The organism is Streptomyces katrae, from assembly GCF_000717655.1.
GTDB classification, from domain to species: Bacteria; Actinomycetota; Actinomycetes; order Streptomycetales; family Streptomycetaceae; genus Streptomyces; species Streptomyces katrae_B.
The window spans coordinates 64,844-82,742 of the sequence record NZ_JNZY01000005.1 but is presented as its reverse complement, the minus strand read 5'-3'; the positions used below and the strand labels follow the sequence as shown (position 1 = coordinate 82,742).

The window sequence follows — 17,899 nt, the reverse complement described above, 5'->3', positions numbered from 1 at the left end:
CCTGGTGACGGCGCCGGGCCGTGCCGGAACCGGCCCGTGCCCGCGTCGTTCGCGCCGATGGGGCAGGTGCGTGAGCCGCCTGTCCGGGATCAGACCTTGCACCACCGGGCCATCGCCCAGGAGAACAACCCGAAGAGCACCAGGCCGACGGCGACCACGACCAGCAGCCCCGGCCCCGCCGCCGTCCGGGTGAACGATCTCAACGTGTCGTCGATGCCCTTCGCCTGCGCCGGGTCGTAGCGCACCGCGGCGTACAGGACGAAGCCGCCGGCCGCCGCGAACACGACGCCCCGGGCCAGGCCTCCGGCCACCCCCAGGAAATCGACGGCCTTGCGCCACCCCTCCGAGGCCCCGCTCATGGCGAGGTCCTCGCGGAAGCTGCACCGCGCCGCCTGGACCGCGATGACCACGCCCGCGACGGCGATCCCCAGCCCGGCCGCACCCACCAGCCACTGGCCGGCGGGCACGTCCAGCGCCTTGGCCGTCACGTCGCGTGACTGCTCGTCTCCGGAGCGTCCGCCGCCGCCCATCGCGAAGGACAGCACGGAGAAGGCGACCGCAGCGTAGAAGACGGTCCGGCACGCCGAGGCCAGCCTCTTCATCGGCTCGCCGCCGTCCGGGCCGGCCGCGCCGAACACCGCCTCCGACAGGCGCCACAGCGTCATGCACACGAACCCGATCCCCACGGCCCAGATGAGGAGGCTGCCGAGGGAGGTTTCCGCGAGCTCCTGGAGGGCGCCCTGGCGGTCGGCCTCCTGGGCTCCGGAGTCGCCGAAGGCCACCCGCAGGGCCAGCATCCCGACCATGACGTACAGCACCCCGCGCGCGAGCAGCCCGCAGCGCGCCGTGACCTCCCGGACCCCGCCGCCCCGGGGTGCAGCCCGGGCGCCCCCGTTCGCGTCGCCGGTTCTCATCGGGGTCAGACCTCGCCCCGCCAGCCGCCCGTCTCGACGCCGCGCGACTCGATGAACAGCTTGAACCTCTTCAGATCGCCGGCGACCTGGCGCCGGACGAAGCCGAGCTTGTCGGCGGCCGTCTCGGCCAGGCCGTCGGGCACCCAGTTCATGTGCAGCACGACCTTGGTCGTGCTCGCGTCGATCGGTTGGAACGTGACCAGCCCGGCCTGACGGGCCTCCCCGTCCACCGTCATCCATGCGACCCGCCGGTCGGGGAGCTGCTCGGTGATCTGCGCGTCGAACTCGCGCTGTACACCGTTCACGTTCGTCACCCAGTGGGTGAGCGTGTCCGTGCGCTGGTCGATGCGTTCGACGCCTTCCATGAAGGCGGGGAACTCCTCGAACTGCGTCCACTGGTTGTAGGCCGTGCGTAGGGGGACGTTGACCTCGACGTACTCCTCGACGTGCGACATGCGCACCCCTTCCGTGTCGTCGGCGGCCCGCACTCGCGGTGCCGGCCGTGAGGACCCTTCACAGCCCGGCTACCCCGCCCCCGAGGCGGCATGCACCGGCCGGCGCGGGCCTCCGGCTTCCCGGGCGCCGCCCGGCCGGCTCGTTAGCGCTGTGTCTTCCCGGGTACACGCGCAGCGACCGGCGCGCACCGCCCGGTCCCGGACGATCGGGAAGGAACAACGGCATGGGACACGCAGGGGACATCATCGCCGAACTGACCGTCGACCACCGTGAGGTGGACGGGCTGTTCGTCAGGATCGAGCACACGACCCCGGCGGGCGAGCGGCAGAAGGCGGCCGAACACCTGACCATCGAACTGATCCGGCACGCCGTCGCGGAGGAGGAGCATCTCTACCCGGCGATCCGGGAGCATTTCCCGGACGGCGACCTCATCGCGGACAAGGAACTGGCCGACCACGCCCGCGTCGAGAAGCTGCTGAAGGACCTCGAGGGACTCGACGCGGCCGGTCCGGAGTTCGACCAGCTCCTCGCCGTACTCAAGGCGGAGGTCACCGCGCACGTGCACGACGAGGAGGACAACCTGTTCCCCCGCCTCCGCCAGGCATGCCCGCCGGAAGCCCTCGACAAGCTGGGCGACAAGGTGCGGCGGGCCAAGAGGTTCGCGCCGACCCGGCCCCACCCCGGCGCCCTCGCCTCGCGGCCCCACAACCGGCTGCTGTCCGCCGGTACCGGACTGGTCGACCGGGCCCGGGACCTCGCCACCGGGCGCGGCGAGTAGGCACGCCGTCACTCCGCCGACACCGACCGCTGCCGCCGGCCGCGCCCCGTCTGCCCGGGACACGGCCGGCGGCACGCTCATGTCCTGCCGGTGCAGGGCCAGGGTGTGGACGGGGGCCAGGGGGGCGAAGGCGATGACGATCAGGTCACCGGCCGTGGGCCTGTCCGAGGTCGGCCGCGACGCCTCGATCTAGGCCCGGACGGCCTTGCCGTTCCGATGGACGCGGGTGGCCCTCGGAATGCCTTCGGATCCGGCCCCCGCCGGGGAGGCGGTGTCAGCCACAGGGGTGCACGTGCCGCGGCCTCGGCGTCATCGTTCTGCGGTACGGGCAGGCATACTCCCTTGTGGACGCTGTACAGGTGACGATCCGGGGAGGCGGACATGACCGGAGCAGGGGACACGCACCACGAAGGCGTGGTCGGAGCCGGCTACCCGGCCGGGGCCGGGTGGGTGGTGGCGGCGCACGGGGAGCTCGACCAGGACACGCTGGCGCCTCTCGAGGAGGCGCTCCGCTCGGCCGCGGACGAGCACCGGGTGGTGGTGCTGGACGCCGGCTCCGTCACCTTCGGCGACTCGTCGTTCCTGAACCTGCTGCTGACCCTGAACCAGCTCACCACCTTTCGCATCGCCGCCCCCGGGGAGCAGCTCCGCCGGCTCTTCGCCCTGACGGGCACCGATACCGTCCTGTCCCTGTACCCGAGCGTCGAGGAAGCCGTCGTCGGGTCATGAAGGCGCGCCGAGCCACCCCGGCCGGCCGGTGTTCCGGCGCCCGGGACAGGCCTCAGATCCCGGCGACCTTGGCGCTCGCCGACAGCTCGTAAACCAGGGTGACCGTACGGCGGCCGCCGGGTGGGAGCGCGACGTCCCAGCGGACGATGCCCTCGGCGTCGACCCCGTCGGGCGCCGGCGAACAGGCCTCCCTGCGCAGACGTACCTCCACGGCCGAGACCTCGGACACCGGGATCCGCTCCCGCAGGGCGACCACCCGATCACCCTGCTCCCCGGGGGCGGAGAAGCGGGACAGGTGCAGCTGAACCGTCCGCGTGACCACGGTCCGCTGCGTGATCCCCGCGGTGGTGCGGGACTCCTCGGCCTGCCGGACCACCGTGTGGTCGTCGCAGCTGCCGAAGGCGAGCTCGACCGGGGCACCCGGAGCGGTGAAGTCCACCGTGCCGCGGCCGCTGAACCCGCTGCTGCGGACCAGGTCCACGGGACCGGCGAGCAGCGCATGCCCGGACACGTTGGCGAACCGCGCCACCTGGGTGATCAGCGGAGACAACTCCGGTGAGCAGGCGTACTCGCTGCTCGCGGCCGTGGTGAAGGCAGACACCGGCACCCGGTGCGCGCGGCCGTCCCCGGGCACGGAGACCGCTGCGGGAACGCTCAGCACCCGCGCCTCGCCGCCGTCGTCCACCCCCGGCAGGCCGAGCACCGGCGCCGGACCGAGGTCCCCGATCTCCTCCTCGCGCAGTTCGACGTCGACCGTGCGGCGCTCCGCGGCGGAGCGCTCCTTGAGCGTCAGCCGGTCCTCGCCCAGTCGCGGCGGCTCGGTGGCCGACGCGGACCGGGCCGTCGACAACGTCAGCCGTACGTCCGACCAGTCCTCGCCGGTGCGCTGCCAGACCATCGCGGCGGTCTCCAGCGTGAGGGAGTCCCCTTCGAGCACGGCCCGGTAGGCGGGCCGCCACAGCGCACACGGGGTGAGGTGGCTCAGGCGCAGCCCGACCGGCCCGGCCGCTGCGGCCTCCACGGTCAGCTCGACATGGCCGACCAGCTCGGCGGGCTCCTCCTCGGAGCGGGCCATGGCCCGCTGGACCGCCACGAGTTCGGCATCGAGGTTCGCCAGCCGTGCCTCCGTGGCGCGGAGTTGCTCACCGTGCGCGTCGCGCTCGGCGTCCACGCGGTCCAGTTCGCCGGCCCAGCGGGGCCCTTCGGTCTCCCCGTAGCCGGCGCCTTCGCCCATCTCCCGCAGGAGATCGGCGGCGAGACGGCCGAGCATGTCGAGGCGGGAACGCAGCCGGTCGCGGCGCTGCTCCAGGACGAGCCGCTCCTCCTCGAGGGTGTGCACGCGCCGGCTCAGGGCGGAGTCGTCGGCGGACGGCAGCGGCCCGCGCGGTGTCCAGGTGCGGACGATCCGTACGTCGAGCACGGTCGCGGGGTGATCGGCGGTCAGCTCGGCGTGGAGGGTACGGTCCACCGCCAGCGCAGTGACCGGCCCGAGACGCAGCCGCTGGACTCCGGCGTCGAGGTCGAGCACGACGGCGCGCTCGACGTGGGCGCGGTCCTCCAGGCACGTGACGGCGGTGACGGGAAGGGCGATCGGCTTCGGGGCCGTGGACATGGTGGGTCAGCTCCTGCGGTTGCCGTCGACCAGGGCCTTGCCGGCCGGGATGCGGATCTCGTAGCCGCCGTCGAGGGCGGCGGTGGCGCCGGCCGGCAGGTCGACCCGCCAGATGCGGGTGCCCGGGACGTGGTGCTCGGGCCCCGTACCGGCCTCGGGGGTCGCCCAGTCGGCCCGTTCCTCGATCCGGACGTCCTGTTCGGTGGTGACGGGCACCCGTTCGCGGACCTCGACGGTGACGGGCCGCGCGAGCCGGTTGGCCAGCTCCACGTGGATGCGGTGGTCGAGCACGGTGGTGTTGTTGCGCAGGCCCGAGGTCGACTCGTGCAGGTTCGTACGGCGGATGACCCGGATGCCCTCGGCCGGTCCGAGGCCCACCCGGCGGACACCGCCGGGGGCGAGCGTGGGCAGTGCGGCGGTCAGCAGGAAGTCGCCGTCGACGGTGACCTCCACCGGGCCGGCCAGCAGGGCCTGGTCGGTGGCGTTGGACAGCAGCAGCGTCGCGTACACGGTCGGCTCGACGGACGGTACGCAGACGTACTCGGTGCGCAGACCGACCGGGATCTCGCCGACGGTGACGGTGTGCCAGGTCCCGTCCGAGGGGATGTCGGCGCGGGCGGCGGCATCGTAGCGGTGGTCGAAGGAACCCGCCGATTCGCGGGGACGCACGGCGTGCCCGGGCAGCGGCAGCGTGGCCACCGCTTCGGCGCGGCGGCGGCACGCGGCCGCCTCCGGGTCGAGCGGAGAGCCGGGGAATAGCCTGCCTCGGCGGCCGCCGTGCTCGTCGGGGCCGCACAGGACGAGGGCGGCGTAGTCGAGTTCGGCACCGCTCGGCTGCGGCGGACCGGCCGGAGGCGGCGGAGGCTGCGGTGGCGGGGGCCCTCCGGGAGCCGCGGGAGCCGGCGGAGCCATGGCGGCGGGGGCCGCGCCGAAGCCGCCGCCACCCGGCCTGCCGGCCGCCCGGGACCGGGCGGCCGGCGCGGGGGCGGGCATGGCGGCGGGCACGGCGGCGCCGAAAACTGCCGAGGCGGCGGCGTCCACACCGCCGGGGACCCCGAACGCGCCGGTCGGCGCACCGTAACCCTGCGGTGCCGGCGGCATCGGCACCGACGGCGGTGGGGGCGGCGGTGGTACGGGACCGGATGCGGATCCGGCCCGGGCGGCCGCAGTTGCCGGGCGCAGGGCCGGCGGGACCGGCCGGGGGCCGGCCGCCTCGTACCCGGCGAACAGGTCGGCGAGCCCCGCCGGGGGCTCGCGCCAGCCGGAGGGCGCCGTGGCGGGCTGACGGCGTCCGATCCGCATCGAGCGAAGCCTCGGCAGGTCGGTGCGGCGCCGCAGGTCGGCGGTGGCCAGGGCGATGCGCACGCCGGTCCAGTCCTCGCCGGTGCGCTGGGCGACCGAGGCGCGCAGTACCAGCCGGCCGGTGCCGTCGCCCTGACGGTGGGTGAGCCGGTAGGCGGGCACCCAGACGGCGCCGGGCACGGCGTATTCCAGCTCCAGCTCCAGCTCCGTCTCTGCCTCCGCGTCACGCGTGGCGTCGAGGGTCAGGGCCGCGGAGACCGTGGTCTTCACGTGCGCCGGCGGTGCGTCCGTGGAGGCGCGGGCGAGCCTGTCCGCGGCGACGGCGAGCTCGTGCTCGGCGCGGCGCAGCGTCTCCTCCAGCTCGACGAGGCGGGCGTGCAGTCGTGTCAGCCGCTCCTCGACGAAGTCGGCGAGCCCCAGCCACGCGTCGACCGGGGTGCGGCGGTGCGGGTCGTCGCGCTTGCGGGGCGGCGGTACCGGGTGCAGACCCCTGACCTCCTCGATCAAGGCCAGTTGCCGGTCCCGGCGCCCTGCCGCGGCAGCGTGCTCCTCGCGCAGCCGCTCGACCTCGCGCCGCAAGGTTTCGGGTGCGCCGGTACCGAGGGGCTCGGCCCCGACCTCCACCCGGGCCTCGGTGACGCACACTGCGGGGGTGGTGGTGCCCAGGACACGGACCCGCAGTGAACCCGGGTCCAGTGAGCGGGGCAGTCCCGTCACCCGCAGCCGGCCGTTCGCAGGCACGCTGCCCCGGGCCAGTCGGCGGCAGACCGCGCCCTGCGCGTACACCACGACCGAATCGAGGGTCGACCTCCACGTGTGTGGTGTCTCAGCCGTCATCTACTCCGCCCCCTTGCTGCGCCCGTGCTGAGCGAAGCCTATGCCCGAACCGCCCCTCCCCGAACCGGACGGTCTCCACGGCCTCGTGGTTCCCAACCGCGATGGCCGTCTCCACCGTTGACCATGCCGGGGTGGCGGCCGGCCGGGCTGCACGGAACCCTTGACGGCCGTCCGAGGCCCTCACATACCGGCGGCCAAATCGATTTGGCCACCTCGCTTTGGCTCTCCGTGTCCCGACGATCGGTGCCCAGACATACTGCGCCGCGATGCACGCGTACGCTTCGCGCAAGTCGACGGAGGAGTGCCGTTCGCCGGAGCCGATGATCAGTGCGGGCTGCGTGGCGCCCTGCGCGTGCAGATGGGTGAGCAGCATCTCGGCGACGAGCCCGCCGCGCAGGTCCACGTACGGGGTGTCCTCGTCCGGCGAGACGGGCCTGCCGAGCGCCACGCACGGCAGCCCGCGCTCCCGCAGCAGGGCAGCCGCCGGGTCGTTCACGTCCGGCTCGACGACGATGGCCCCGCGTGGGAGACCGTCGTACGCGACACCCCCGCGACGCGCGCGACATCGGCGATCGTCGGTGGCTTGGGGCCCAGACCCGGCGGGGGCATCTGCGCTGAGGCTCCTCATGTGTTGAGGCCGGGTGACCCCGTCATCCTCGCCGACCTACGTGGCGGCCGCGCTCGCGGATGGCAGATGGCACCGTCGACGAGATCCGGGGCCGATTCCGGGTACGGGCTGCGGCCGGGCGGGCAGCGCGCTCGTCGATCGCGCCGCGGGCAGGATGCGGCCGACCTTGGCGTGGGTGTTGTTGTGTCTCCGCTTCGATCGCTCGGGCCGTCGGCCTCGGAACCGACCGCACACAGGCCACGTTCCCCACACGAGGGACCACCCGAACTGACCTGCGGGTACTGGGCGCTCGTCAAGTACGCAGGGGGACGGGCAACTGGCCACCCACACGCCCTGCTCTACCGTGCCTCGTCCCCAACAGGCGAGTATCCGGTATCGCTCAAACCCACACACCTCACAGGTGAGCTGGGTAGAGTCCGCAGGCAACACCACCTATCGAGGAGCCCCCATGACCGCACAAGAGCAAACCCTCAAGTCCCAGTACGCCGAAAAGGTCACCGCCGACCTCGAGCTGAACACCGCCGAGCAGGAGCGGATCCGCAAGGAGATCGCGTCCCTGCAGGAGCACCTGGCCGCTCTGGAGCAGGACCAGCAACTCCTCACCGGGATGCGGGCGGCCATCGGCGACACCAAGGTTGCGGTGCCCGCACCGCGCCCCGGCAAGAAGACCCCGACGAAGGCCGCGGCGACGAAGACGGCAACCACCGCCACCGCGAAGAAGGCCACCGCGAAGAAGGCCCCCGCGAAGCGGGCCACCGTCAAGAAGGCGACTGCCGTGAAGGCTGCGGCGAAGAAGCCCGTGGCGGAGAAGGCCCCCGCGTCCAAGGAGAAGCCGGTCCCGCTCACGGAGCTCATCCACCAGCACCTGAGCGGCCAGACGGAGCCGAAGACGGCCCGCGAGATCGCCCAGGCCCTCACCACCGCGCACCCGGACCGCAACCTCAGCGACAACCTCGTGCGCACGACCACCGAGCGTCTGGTGGCCCGCAGCCTTGCGGAGCGCGCCAAGCAGGGCTCCACCGTCTACTACACGGCGATCCAGCCCAACAACACGCCCGCCGAAGCCCCGGCCGCGGTACCGGCCCAGACCGAGAACGAGCCGGTGACGACCACCGCCTGACCACCGCGTACGTGGCCCGCCCTCCACACCGCGACGACCAGGGCGACGAGCATGCGTCAGTGTGGCGTCTCGCCGTCGATGTCCACCCCGCATGCCATGACGCCGGCCGCCACCGTGAGGTGACGGCCGGCGCGGGGTCTCCCGCTCGTCACCGACGGCGCACCATCTCGGTGATCCAGATGGGGGCGTACGGAGAGGTGCAGCCCGGAGCGGTCGGGTAGTCCTTGAGCACTTCCAGGCGCTCACCGATGCCGAGGGCACGGGCGCGGTACTCGGCGTGGTCGATGCCGATCTGGGCCAGGCAGTGGTTCATCGCCCACTGAAGCCGGTCCGGGGCGTCCTTCATCTCCGCTTCGATGACGTCGAGCAGTCCCGCGAGGTCGAGGCCCTCGGGCTTCTTCGTCACGCGCTCGGTGGTCAGCGCCCAGCCGGCACTGGCGACCACGGGATCCGGATCTGCCGACCAGGCGACGCGCAGCTCTTCGGAGTGCGGGTTCTTCTTCACCACGTAGTTCACGAGCCAGTCGTGCACCTTGGGTGTGCGCGCCCCGCGCAACATCACGTCCAACTCGTGACGCTCGAACGCCTTCGGGCGGCTGATGAGGATCGCGAGCAGTTTCGCCGCGGTGTCGTCCGTCTCCCAGAGCCGACGCGCAAGTTCCTGCTGTGTCTTCAGGCGCTTCGCTAGCGCGCGCAGCTTGCCGAGGTTCACTCCGTGATCGTCACCGTGCTTCTCGTTCACCGCGCGCGCCTTCGGGTCCTCGAGCTCGGCCAGCTCGGCCATCACCTCGGCCACCGTCGTCCCGGCCACCCCGGCCTCCTGTCCCTCACGTGCGAGTTTTCAGCCTACGGCGGGAGCAGGCCTCCCGTGGTGGTTCCTCGTGCAGACGGTCCGTGGGTGTCGTCGCCGGCGAAGGTGGCGGTGTAGCACGCTTCGTCGTCATACCTGCGCGGTACCTTGCAGAAGGCGTGGCCCCTGCTGTCGGTCGTGTAGGTGCACAGCGAGGCGGAGTCGGTGGTGAACTCGATCGGCTTGCCCTCCACGGGCTCGCCTCCGGTGGTCAACCTGGCCTTCAGGGCGAGGCCGCCGCCGACCGTGACCCCCAGCCTGGCCTGGCCTTTCTCCTCCCCCTCCTTCTCCGCCTGCAGTCAGTGTGGTCGCAATCCGCGGCTGCTCCAGCACGGGGATGGTCCCGATCGCCACGGCAGCGGGGCCGTCGCCGGCGGACACCGAAGTTGCGTTTCCGTGGCGACGAGCGATGCCCCGCGAGGCATGGCCGGGTCCGCCGTGGCGCTGATGACCGCCGCAGCCGACGCCAACGTCGTCATCCGCCCGTGCCTGCTCACCAACACCCATGAAGGCGGGCTGTACGGATGAGTGGGTCCTCCCTACGGCCGGCCTACGTGGGCCTCCACCGTGGATGAGGTCACCGGCGTTATCGGCGTCCGGCCACCGGCCGGGCGCCGATAACGCTGCCGCGGGTCAGGCCCCGCAGAGGGGCGTGCTGCGGAGGTATCCGCCGACGTTCTCGTCGTCGGTGCCGAGGACCGCGTCGGTGGATCCCGGCAGGCACTCCACCCCCTCGATCTTGTACTGCGGGAAGACGCCGAGCACGGTCGGGGACGCCGCGAGCGTGACCCGTACCCGGCCGGAAGCCGATACGGTCACCCGGCCCGCCTCGCTCACCGCCGAGTCGAACGGGCCGTCGTTGCCGGCGTCCGCCGCCGAACTCACGATGATCCGGCCGGAGTCGGTCACCGAGATGTCGGAGATGTGCCGCGTCTCGTCGGCGGCCGGGTACATCGCCCGGTAGGCGCGGCGGGTCACGCTGCCGAACTCCGGCTGCCCCCACGAGGCGAACGTGAGGGGCGCCGCGTACAGCGTTGCGGGACGCGCCGCACCTGCTCCGCGGTCGGCCCACAGGGCGGCGAGCTTCCCGTTCTGGGCCACGAGGGCGAAGCTCTCGAAGTCGTCGCCCTCCCCCATCGCCGGCAGCGGCGCGTAGTCGACGACCGTCGCCGTACTGCCGACGATCTTCAGGCGGTAGACGATGCCGCGACTGGCGAGCGCCAGGTACTCCTCGGGCATCTGGGGGATGGCTTCGATGGCTTCCAGGTCGACGGGCTCGGCCCCGTTCCAGGTGATCGGGGCGATGCCGTCCGATCCCTCCCGGTGGATGATCCGGGACAGGCGCTTCTGCCCCGTCGCCTTGTTGTCGTGCACGACCAGTACCTGTACGCCGGCTCCGTCCTCGGTGCGGCCTTCGAACGCGATGCCGCTGACACCGCTACGGGCGTCGCCGCCCACTTGCTGCCATGGGCCGTCCGCACCGGCGGGGGTGGTGCCGAGCAGTGTCAGCAGCGCGGTCGCCGCGGTGAGCCGGGCCATGCGCTGCAACATCGGGAGTTTCACTGGGGGTCGCTCGCCTTCCCTCCGACAGACGCGAGATCACGCGCCGGTCGGCAGCGTATTGATCATGGTCGGTGCAGCTCAACGACGCTTACGCCAAGTGGGGGAGCGCGCAGGAGCGAGGTTTCACCGGCACGAGACGCCGTCGCTGTGCACCGCCGTCATTGCGGCCAACGTCTGTGTCGAATACGTCAGTTCCAGCGCCGGTGTCGTAGATCGAACCCGTAGCGTGCGTGGCTGAGACCGCCCGGGCCCCGAGGGTGCAGCCCTGTCCGGGGGCCATTCCACGACAGGAGACCCATGCGTAGCGCACTGCTCAAGCACGGGGTGCGAGCGACGGCCGCGGCCGCGCTCGTCCTCGCCACCTCCCTCGGCGGTCCGGCCGTCGCGGACACTGCAGACGACGGCGCCCCCCAGGGCCAGGCCGGCCTCGGCCTGCGTGCGCCGAGGCCGGTCGACGTGCGGATCACGGCGTCGGGGATCGAGGCGCCGGAGTCCGCGCAGGCGGGCATGGTGTCCTTCCGGGTCAGGACGGACGACCCGAACGGGCACTTCCTGCAGGCCTTCCGGCCGCACCCCGGCGTGACGGTGGACCAGGTGCTGGCTGACCTCGCCAAGGCCGTCAGCCGCCAGCCCGTTCCCACCGCGGAGGGCATATCCGCGGTGCGCGACGAGGCGGAGCTGTTCGGCGGGGCACAGGTCACCCCGTCGGTCCCGGCGACGTTCACCGCTCCGATCACCGCGGGCGAGCTCGTCCTGCTGGACTTCGGGGCCTTCCTCGAGGACCCGGCCCACCCGGTCACGCGCACGCTTCGGCTCCAAGGCCACACGAGGTCCGGGAGCCCGACGGACTTCGCCGACGGCCTGGTGATCGAACGCGACACCGCGGACGGCCCCCGCTTCGACGTCCACGGCCTGGACCGGCCCTCGGACCGCATCCTCGTGCACAACTCCTCCGGCGAGCTGCACGAGATGGCGGTGCAGCCCGTCGCGCCCGGCACCACGGACGCCCAGATCCAAGCCGTCTTCGACCGCACCGCGCCGGGTCCGCTGCCCTACACCGGTCGGCCCGTCGGCCTCGGCATGCTCTCGCCCGGCCGTTCCGCGCTGCTGGAGAGCCGGAACCTGCCCCCGGGCACGTACGTACTCCTGTGCTTCGTCCCGGACGCAAAGACCGGCCTCCCGCATGCGGTCAAGGGCATGCACAAGGTAGTCGTCCTGACCTGACGCCTGACGCCCGACCTGACGCCTGGGACCCCGGGGCCCGCGCGACCGCAGGGGACGCGGCGCAGCACGGTGCACCACGCCCACGCCCCTGCGAGAGCCCGGCCTACCGGTCCCGGGAGAGCCGCACGAGCTCGGCGAAGGAGCCCTCCAGCCGCACCAGTTCCTCGTACGTGCCCTGCTCCGTGATCCTCCCGGCGTCGAGAACGATGATCCGGTCGGCGAGACGGCAGTTTTCCATGCGGTGCGTGACGATCACCGTGATCCGGTCGTCCTTCATGTCCCGGAGCCCGGAGAACACCATGTGCTCCCCGCGCGGGTCCATCGCCGACGTCGGCTCGTCCATGACGAGGAGCGCCGGCCGCCGGTGGAAGGCCCTGCCGCACGCCAGGCGCTGCCACTGGCCGCCCGAGGGCTCGTGGCCACCCCACAGGGACCGCGCCAGCAGCGTGTCCAGGCCATGGGGGAATTCCTGTACGGCCTCCTTCATCCCGACGGCGGCCAGGGCCTCCCAGACGGCCTCTTCACCGCGGGCGTCGGGCCGGCCGAGGGTGATGTTCTCGCGGGTCGAGAAGGGCCAGTACCCGTACGACTGGGTGACGAGCCCGACGTGGTTCCACGCCGAACGCTGGTCGGCGTCCGACGTCGGCACGCCGTCCCAGGAGACGCTGCCCGCCGTCGGGGTCGTCAGAGCCGTCAGGAGCCGGATGAACGTGGACTTGCCGGCGCCGTTCTCCCCGACGAGGGCGACCACTTCCCCGCGTTTCAGGGTGAGGTCGACCGGTCCGAGCGCCGGGGTGTCCTTGCCCGGATACGTGTACGAGGCCCCCTCCATCCGAATCTTCTGCGGGGCGTCCGGCACCTGCGCCCCGCGCGGTACGGACTGCTCGGCCGACTGCGCGATGAAGGCGGCGTAGTCGCCGAGGTAGAGGGCGTGCTGGAACATCGCCGCTCCGTACACGACGAGCTGCGACAGGGCCGCGGTGGACGTCCGCATGGCGACGATGGCGGTGCCGGCCGCGCCCACGGCCATGTAGCCGCCGATCACGAGGGCGCCGAGGGAGACCCAGGTCAGGAGGATGAACAGACCGGACACGGCGGCCGCGGTCAGGTACACGGTCAGGTAGCGCGGGGCGGAGCTGACCATCTTGGAGTCGATCCGCTCGCAGACGGCCGCGTACCAGTGGTGCGCGTACGTCCGCATGCTGTTGCCGCGGAGCTCGTCGGCCAGCTTGGGGGTCGTGAGATGCCAGCGCATCATGTGGCGGATGTTGCGGGAGGCGACCGTCTCGTTGTGGAGGCGGTAGTCGAGGCGTGCGGCGAAGACCGAGCCGAGGCCCCGGGGGATCACCGACAGCAGCAGGAGCGGCAGGAGCAGCGGGTGTACGACGGACAGCACCGACGCCACGGCGAGCATGTCGATCAGCCCGCCGGTGAAGCCGAGCGCGTCCTGCAGCAGCATGGACGAGCGGGCCGATCCCGTTTCCGCCGCCTCGGAGCGCTCGCTGAAGTCGGGGGCGTCGTAGGCGGCCAGCTCGACGTCCATGTGGGCGTCGACCATGGCCAGGTCGGCGACCGTGGACATGCCGGGGTTCAGACGCCGGGCGGCGCTGCCCGAGGCGATGGAAGCCAGCGCCCCCACGGCGGTCATGGCCGCTGTGGCGACCAGGGGCCACGTGGCGGCAGCGATGCGCTGCTCGGCGGTACCGCCGGCGAGCAGAGGTCCCATGGCCCTCGAGACCGCGGCGAGGGAGGCGGCCGTACACACACCGCCGAGCAGCTGGGCGCACACGAGCCAGGTGAATGCCGTGCGGTTCACCGCCCAGGCCAGCTTCGCGGTCTGTGCGAGGGCGGCGGGTACGCGGCGGGCCATCTGGGCGAGCGACAGCCGTTCCATCGTCTCGTTGTGCCGGCCCCAGGTGAACTTGAACTCCGGTGGCGCGGGCAGCGCGGTGTCCTTCGGCTTCCCGGCCTTCTGCTGCGTCATTCTGCGGCTCCTCCAACTCGGCTGTGAGGGAACCCGGTTCACTGGCGCAGGGCATGGCGGCGCGGCCCGCCGGCCGAGGCCGGGGGAGGCGCCGCTGCGCTGTCCGGGGAACTGGAGGGAGTGAGTACACAGCAGCGTGAGGGCCGGAGCAGCCGGATCTGGCCGACCTGCTCACGCGGTCGGCTCCGCCCTGTCGGCTGATCGTTCCGGGCACTGGCCGGGTTGCGGGGGTCCCTGGAGGGGAGGTTTGGCTGGAACCGGTGGGTGGGAGCAGGGGGCAGGAGAAATCGCTTGCCTGCCTCCCGATGCTGTGACCGGCAACGTTCGCCGGGCCGTTGTGCCCCTCGGACCCTAGCGGCGGCTGTCGAGCCAGTCCTCGTAGTGGGTGGGGGCCAGGCGTGCGTCCGGGCCTGAGACGAGGACGTCGCCGGAGACGGCCGCGAACATGCCCGCCTGAGCGTCGGTGACAACGGTGCGCTGATCCTGCCGGGCGGAGAGGGTGAGGCGGCCGAGCTCGTCCAGCGTGAAGACGTCGGGGCCCGCGACGTCGAGTGTGCCGTCCAGCGGCTTGGCGGTGGCGACGTCGGCCAGCGCCTCGACCACGTCGGCCGTCGCGACCGGCTGGACGGGTGTGGCGGGCAGCCGGACGGTGTGGTCGTCGGCGGTCCAGGACATGACCGCGTCCATGAACTCGAAGAACTGGGTGGCGCGCACGATCGAGTACGGGGTGGGGCCGGTGCGCAGCAGGTCCTCCTGCAGCGTCTTCGCGCGGTAGTAGTCCAGCTGCGGCACCTGGTCGACTCCGACGATGGAGAGGATGACCTGATGGCCGACGCCCGCGCGCTCGCCCGCCGCCAGCAGGTTGCCCATGGTGGTACGGAAGAAGTCCGGGGAGGCTTCGTCGAACGTGGGGGAGTTCGTCACGTTGACGACCGTGTCCGCGCCTTCGAGCGCCTGGTCGAGCCCCGAGCCGGTGAGCAGGTCGACCCCGCTCGAGAGGGATGCGACGACCACCTCGTGTCCGGCCTCGCGGAGCCTGGAGACGAGCTGGGAACCGATCAGTCCGGTGCCGCCGATGACTGTGATCTTCATGTCCGTGCCCCTTCCGTGAGCCGAGTGCCGCGAGCGGTCGCTCGCACAAACTCGGATAAGTCTTGTCCGAGACGATACTCGGATATTCTGGGTCCGAGTCAAACGGGAGGGTGCATGAAGCTGTCCGGTGGCGTGGAGTGGGCGCTGCACTGCTGTGTGGTGCTGACCGCGGCGACCGAGCCGGTGCCGGCGGCCCGGCTCGCGCGGCTGCACGACGTCTCGCCCAGCTACCTCGCCAAGCAGATGCAGGCCCTGTCCCGGGCGGGCCTCGTGACGTCCGTCCAGGGCAAGACGGGCGGGTACGCCCTGACCCGGGCCGCCTCCGAGATCACGGTGCTGGACGTGGTGCAGGCCGTCGACGGGGCCGGCCCGGCCTTCGTGTGCACCGAGATCCGCCAGCGGGGCCCGCTCGGGACCCCGCCCCAGGACTGCACGAAGCCGTGCGCCGTCGCCCGCGTGATGACCGCTGCCGACGCCGCCTGGCGGGCGTCGCTGCAGGGTGTCTCCATCGCCGATCTCGTGGGCTCGGTGGAGCGGGACAGCGGGCCCGAAGCGCTGCCGAGCATCGGGGCCTGGCTGAACCCGTCGAACGCTTCCGACGGCACCTGACACGCCGGCGGGACTTGATGGGCAAGCGGTCTGCCGCTACAAGTTCCACGATCTGAAGACCGAACCCCTTGAGCGCATCGCGATCCGGTGGCTCAGGCCCGAGACCCCGGAGAGCACCCCATGAAGATCCACCGGACCAGTGTCTTCGTCGACGACCAGGAGAAGGCCCTGCGCTTCTACACCGAGGTGCTCGGCTTCGTGAAGAAGCACGACGTCCCGCTGGGCGAGGACCGCTGGCTGACCGTGGTCTCGCCGGAGGCTCCCGACGGGACCGAGCTGCTGCTGGAGCCCGCCGGGCATCCTGTGGTGAAGGCGTACCGGGACGGGCTGGCCAAGGACGGCATCCCGCTCGCAGCCTTCGCCGTGGACGACGTGCCCGCGGAGTTCGACCGGCTCCGTGAGCTCGGCGTGCAGTTCACCCAGGAGCCGCTCGAGAGGGGCGCGGTCACCACTGCGGTTCTGGACGACACCTGCGGCAACCTGATCCAGATCCTGCACAGCAAGTAGGGCGCCCGGCACGACCTGCTGCCGGTGTGTCGCAAGTCCTGCGCCGAATCGGCCGTTCGGGGGACAAAGCCCCCGAACGCGTGACCTACCCTGGACCGGCAACGTGAGATCCGGGGGCCGAGCGCAAAAGGAAGAGCGCGTCCATGGGCATCATCATCAGTTCCGTACGTCGTCGGCGGGCGGGATTCGCCGTGACGGGGGCCGTCCTCGGCCTTCTGGCAGCAGCCGGCACACCGGCGCTCGCCGCTACGGACGGCTCGGCGGGCCGGTCGCCGGCCGACTCCGGGTCCGCCCGGGACGCCACCCCGATCCCGCTGGGGATCTCCCGGCTGGCCCAGGGTCCGGGCCACAACGTCGCCATCACCATCGACGACGGTCCGGACCCCCGCTGGACCCCGCAGGTCCTCAAGGTGCTGAAGCAGAACCACGTCAAGGCCACGTTCTGCATGGTCGGGACCCGAGCGCAGAAGTACCCCGCTCTGGTGCGCGCGGTCGCTGCCGACGGTCACCAGTTGTGCGACCACTCCGTCGACCACGACGTGACGATGGACCACAAGCCCGTCGCCTACCAGCGGCAGCAGATCCTGGACGGCAAGGCCATGATCGAGAAGGCCGTGCCGGGTGTAGCCGTGAACTACTACCGTGCGCCGGGCGGCGCCTTCACCCCCGACAGCCGTGCGATAGCCACCGCGAGCGGGATGCGTCCCCTGGGCTGGAGCGTGGACCCCAAGGACTGGAGCCGGCCGGGCCTGCCCGCGATCGTCGCCGCGCTGGAGGGCAAGCTGCCCCAGCAGCCGACCGTCCTGTTCCACGACGGCGGCGGCGACCGCAGCCAGACGGTCGCGGCGCTCAAGGAGTACCTGCCCTGGCTCGCCGCACAGGGCTACACCTTCACCTTCCCGGCCCGCACCACCCCGTAAGGGCTCCTCCGGGGCTCGGCCCGGGGACCCGTCCACCGCAGCCGGACCGCTACGCCTCGCGTACGTACGCCCCCGCACGCGCGGCCACCGCCGCGGCCGTCGCGCAGCGGTCGGCCGCGGCCTCGTCGAGCGGGAGGGCGGTGGTCAGGAGGCGGTAGTACAGCGGGGCGGACGCCGCGCGGATCACCTCGTGCGGGTCGGTGCCCTCCGGCACCTCGCCGCGCGCGGCAGCCTGTTCGACACACGGCGCCCATTCCTCGACCCGGGCCGTGTAGAAGCCGTACAGCGCCTCCGCAGCCTTCGGGTCGCAGGTGCCGGCCGCGATCACCGCCTTGAACAGGGCACCCTGCCGGGGATCGGCCAGCGTCCGCTGCACCAGACGGGCGTTGGCCCGCAGATCCCCGAGCAGCGAGCCCGTCTCCGCACGCGGCACGGACTGCTGCGCCATGTCCAGCAGCAGATCGGTCACGAGACCCGAGACCGTGCCCCAGCGGCGGTAGACCGTCGTCTTCCCGACGTCCGCGCGGCGCGCGATGTCGGTCAGGTCCAGATGGGCGAAGCCCCGCTCGGCCAGGACGTCTTCGGCGGCGCGCAGCACTGCCGCGCGCACCCGCGCCGTACGCCCTCCGGGCCGGGTGGTCCCCGGGTCGGCCTCGGGCGCGGCGTCCGTGAACTCCATAACGGGACTCCTGTTCCATTAAGCGTTGAGCCTTGTTACGCTGAGGCCACATTAACGGAACCGTAGCCCCATTAGTTGGGCTGGGCGAGAGGGAT

The 17,899-nt window shown here is 72.2% G+C and carries 19 protein-coding genes and 1 pseudogene; 9 read left to right on the top strand and 11 right to left on the bottom strand.

What is annotated here, in order from left to right; translation table 11 throughout:
- Positions 1-89: 89 nt before the first annotated feature.
- Both IF09_RS0108000 and IF09_RS0107995 read right to left on the bottom strand, forming a co-directional pair.
- Positions 90-833: a DUF1206 domain-containing protein gene (locus IF09_RS0108000; protein WP_418953028.1), complete on the bottom strand. Its 744-nt coding sequence runs from the start codon at positions 831-833 to the stop codon at positions 90-92.
- Between the two features lie 86 nt (positions 834-919).
- Positions 920-1,369 carry an SRPBCC family protein gene (locus tag IF09_RS0107995; RefSeq protein WP_030293370.1) on the bottom strand — a complete coding sequence of 150 codons (450 nt, stop codon included), beginning with the start codon at positions 1,367-1,369 and terminating at the stop codon, positions 920-922.
- Between the two features lie 224 nt (positions 1,370-1,593).
- On the opposite strand from IF09_RS0107995, the gene IF09_RS0107990 reads away from it, so the two are divergent.
- Positions 1,594-2,148, top strand: coding sequence for a hemerythrin domain-containing protein (locus IF09_RS0107990; protein WP_030293369.1), 555 nt, complete (start codon positions 1,594-1,596; stop codon positions 2,146-2,148).
- 381 nt (positions 2,149-2,529) lie between these two features.
- Complete coding sequence (locus IF09_RS0107985) at positions 2,530-2,877, top strand: STAS domain-containing protein (protein ID WP_030293368.1); 348 nt, start codon at positions 2,530-2,532, stop codon at positions 2,875-2,877.
- A 52-nt stretch (positions 2,878-2,929) separates the two neighbouring features.
- Here IF09_RS0107985 and IF09_RS0107980 read toward each other — a convergent pair whose 3' ends face one another.
- Genes IF09_RS0107980 through IF09_RS0107970 form a run of 3 tightly spaced genes read right to left on the bottom strand, consistent with a single transcriptional unit; the run spans position 2,930 to position 7,124 of the window.
- Positions 2,930-4,489, bottom strand: coding sequence for a mucoidy inhibitor MuiA family protein (locus IF09_RS0107980; protein WP_030293367.1), 1,560 nt, complete (start codon positions 4,487-4,489; stop codon positions 2,930-2,932).
- Positions 4,490-4,495: 6 nt separating this feature from the next.
- Entirely contained in the window at positions 4,496-6,628 is a 2,133-nt protein-coding gene (locus IF09_RS0107975) for a DUF4139 domain-containing protein (RefSeq protein ID WP_051832205.1), read from the bottom strand.
- Positions 6,618-7,124 carry a hypothetical protein gene (locus tag IF09_RS0107970; protein ID WP_234320914.1) on the bottom strand — a complete coding sequence of 169 codons (507 nt, stop codon included), beginning with the start codon at positions 7,122-7,124 and terminating at the stop codon, positions 6,618-6,620. Before IF09_RS0107970 ends, IF09_RS0107975 begins: the two co-directional genes overlap by 11 nt.
- A 580-nt stretch (positions 7,125-7,704) precedes the next feature.
- Here IF09_RS0107970 and IF09_RS0107965 point away from each other — a divergent pair.
- On the top strand, positions 7,705-8,376 hold the full coding sequence (locus tag IF09_RS0107965; protein ID WP_030293363.1) for a hypothetical protein: 672 nt from the start codon (positions 7,705-7,707) through the stop codon (positions 8,374-8,376).
- A 148-nt stretch (positions 8,377-8,524) separates the two neighbouring features.
- Here the strand turns inward: IF09_RS0107965 and IF09_RS0107960 are convergent, their stop codons facing one another.
- Both IF09_RS0107960 and IF09_RS0107955 read right to left on the bottom strand, forming a co-directional pair.
- The gene (locus IF09_RS0107960) at positions 8,525-9,160 is read right to left on the bottom strand and encodes a DNA alkylation repair protein (RefSeq protein ID WP_051832259.1); all 636 of its coding nucleotides are present in this window, start codon (positions 9,158-9,160) and stop codon (positions 8,525-8,527) included.
- Between the two features lie 62 nt (positions 9,161-9,222).
- Positions 9,223-9,441, bottom strand: coding sequence for a hypothetical protein (locus IF09_RS0107955; protein ID WP_158709928.1), 219 nt, complete (start codon positions 9,439-9,441; stop codon positions 9,223-9,225).
- Positions 9,442-9,622: 181 nt separating this feature from the next.
- Here IF09_RS0107955 and IF09_RS47875 point away from each other — a divergent pair, with 181 nt between their 5' ends.
- On the top strand, positions 9,623-9,754 hold the full coding sequence (locus tag IF09_RS47875; RefSeq protein WP_267882138.1) for a hypothetical protein: 132 nt from the start codon (positions 9,623-9,625) through the stop codon (positions 9,752-9,754).
- A 105-nt stretch (positions 9,755-9,859) separates the two neighbouring features.
- Here the strand turns inward: IF09_RS47875 and IF09_RS0107945 are convergent, their stop codons facing one another.
- Positions 9,860-10,765: a hypothetical protein gene (locus IF09_RS0107945; RefSeq protein ID WP_234320912.1), complete on the bottom strand. Its 906-nt coding sequence runs from the start codon at positions 10,763-10,765 to the stop codon at positions 9,860-9,862.
- A 321-nt stretch (positions 10,766-11,086) separates the two neighbouring features.
- Between IF09_RS0107945 and IF09_RS0107940 the strand changes: the two genes are divergently transcribed.
- The gene (locus IF09_RS0107940) at positions 11,087-12,013 is read left to right on the top strand and encodes a hypothetical protein (protein WP_030293352.1); all 927 of its coding nucleotides are present in this window, start codon (positions 11,087-11,089) and stop codon (positions 12,011-12,013) included.
- Positions 12,014-12,116: 103 nt separating this feature from the next.
- On the opposite strand, the gene IF09_RS0107935 is transcribed toward IF09_RS0107940, so the two are convergent.
- Both IF09_RS0107935 and IF09_RS0107930 read right to left on the bottom strand, forming a co-directional pair.
- Positions 12,117-13,997 (bottom strand): ABC transporter ATP-binding protein, encoded by a 1,881-nt coding sequence (locus IF09_RS0107935; protein WP_030293349.1) that lies wholly within the window; start codon positions 13,995-13,997, stop codon positions 12,117-12,119.
- A gap of 351 nt (positions 13,998-14,348) precedes the next feature.
- Positions 14,349-15,089, bottom strand: coding sequence for an SDR family oxidoreductase (locus IF09_RS0107930; RefSeq protein ID WP_030293347.1), 741 nt, complete (start codon positions 15,087-15,089; stop codon positions 14,349-14,351).
- Positions 15,090-15,203: 114 nt separating this feature from the next.
- On the opposite strand from IF09_RS0107930, the gene IF09_RS0107925 reads away from it, so the two are divergent.
- From IF09_RS0107925 to IF09_RS0107915, 4 genes and pseudogenes are all read left to right on the top strand, one after another.
- Entirely contained in the window at positions 15,204-15,698 is a 495-nt protein-coding gene (locus tag IF09_RS0107925; RefSeq protein ID WP_030293345.1) for an RrF2 family transcriptional regulator, read from the top strand.
- Positions 15,699-15,732: 34 nt separating this feature from the next.
- Positions 15,733-15,822, top strand: a pseudogene (locus IF09_RS46805) (transcriptional regulator); the annotation flags it as partial.
- The gene (locus IF09_RS0107920) at positions 15,819-16,205 is read left to right on the top strand and encodes a VOC family protein (RefSeq protein ID WP_030293343.1); all 387 of its coding nucleotides are present in this window, start codon (positions 15,819-15,821) and stop codon (positions 16,203-16,205) included. The pseudogene IF09_RS46805 and the gene IF09_RS0107920, both read left to right, overlap by 4 nt.
- Before the next feature lie 143 nt (positions 16,206-16,348).
- On the top strand, positions 16,349-17,125 hold the full coding sequence (locus IF09_RS0107915) for a polysaccharide deacetylase family protein (RefSeq protein WP_051832204.1): 777 nt from the start codon (positions 16,349-16,351) through the stop codon (positions 17,123-17,125).
- A gap of 49 nt (positions 17,126-17,174) precedes the next feature.
- On the opposite strand, the gene IF09_RS0107910 is transcribed toward IF09_RS0107915, so the two are convergent.
- Complete coding sequence (locus tag IF09_RS0107910) at positions 17,175-17,804, bottom strand: TetR/AcrR family transcriptional regulator (RefSeq protein ID WP_030293339.1); 630 nt, start codon at positions 17,802-17,804, stop codon at positions 17,175-17,177.
- Between the last annotated feature and the right edge of the window lie 95 nt (positions 17,805-17,899).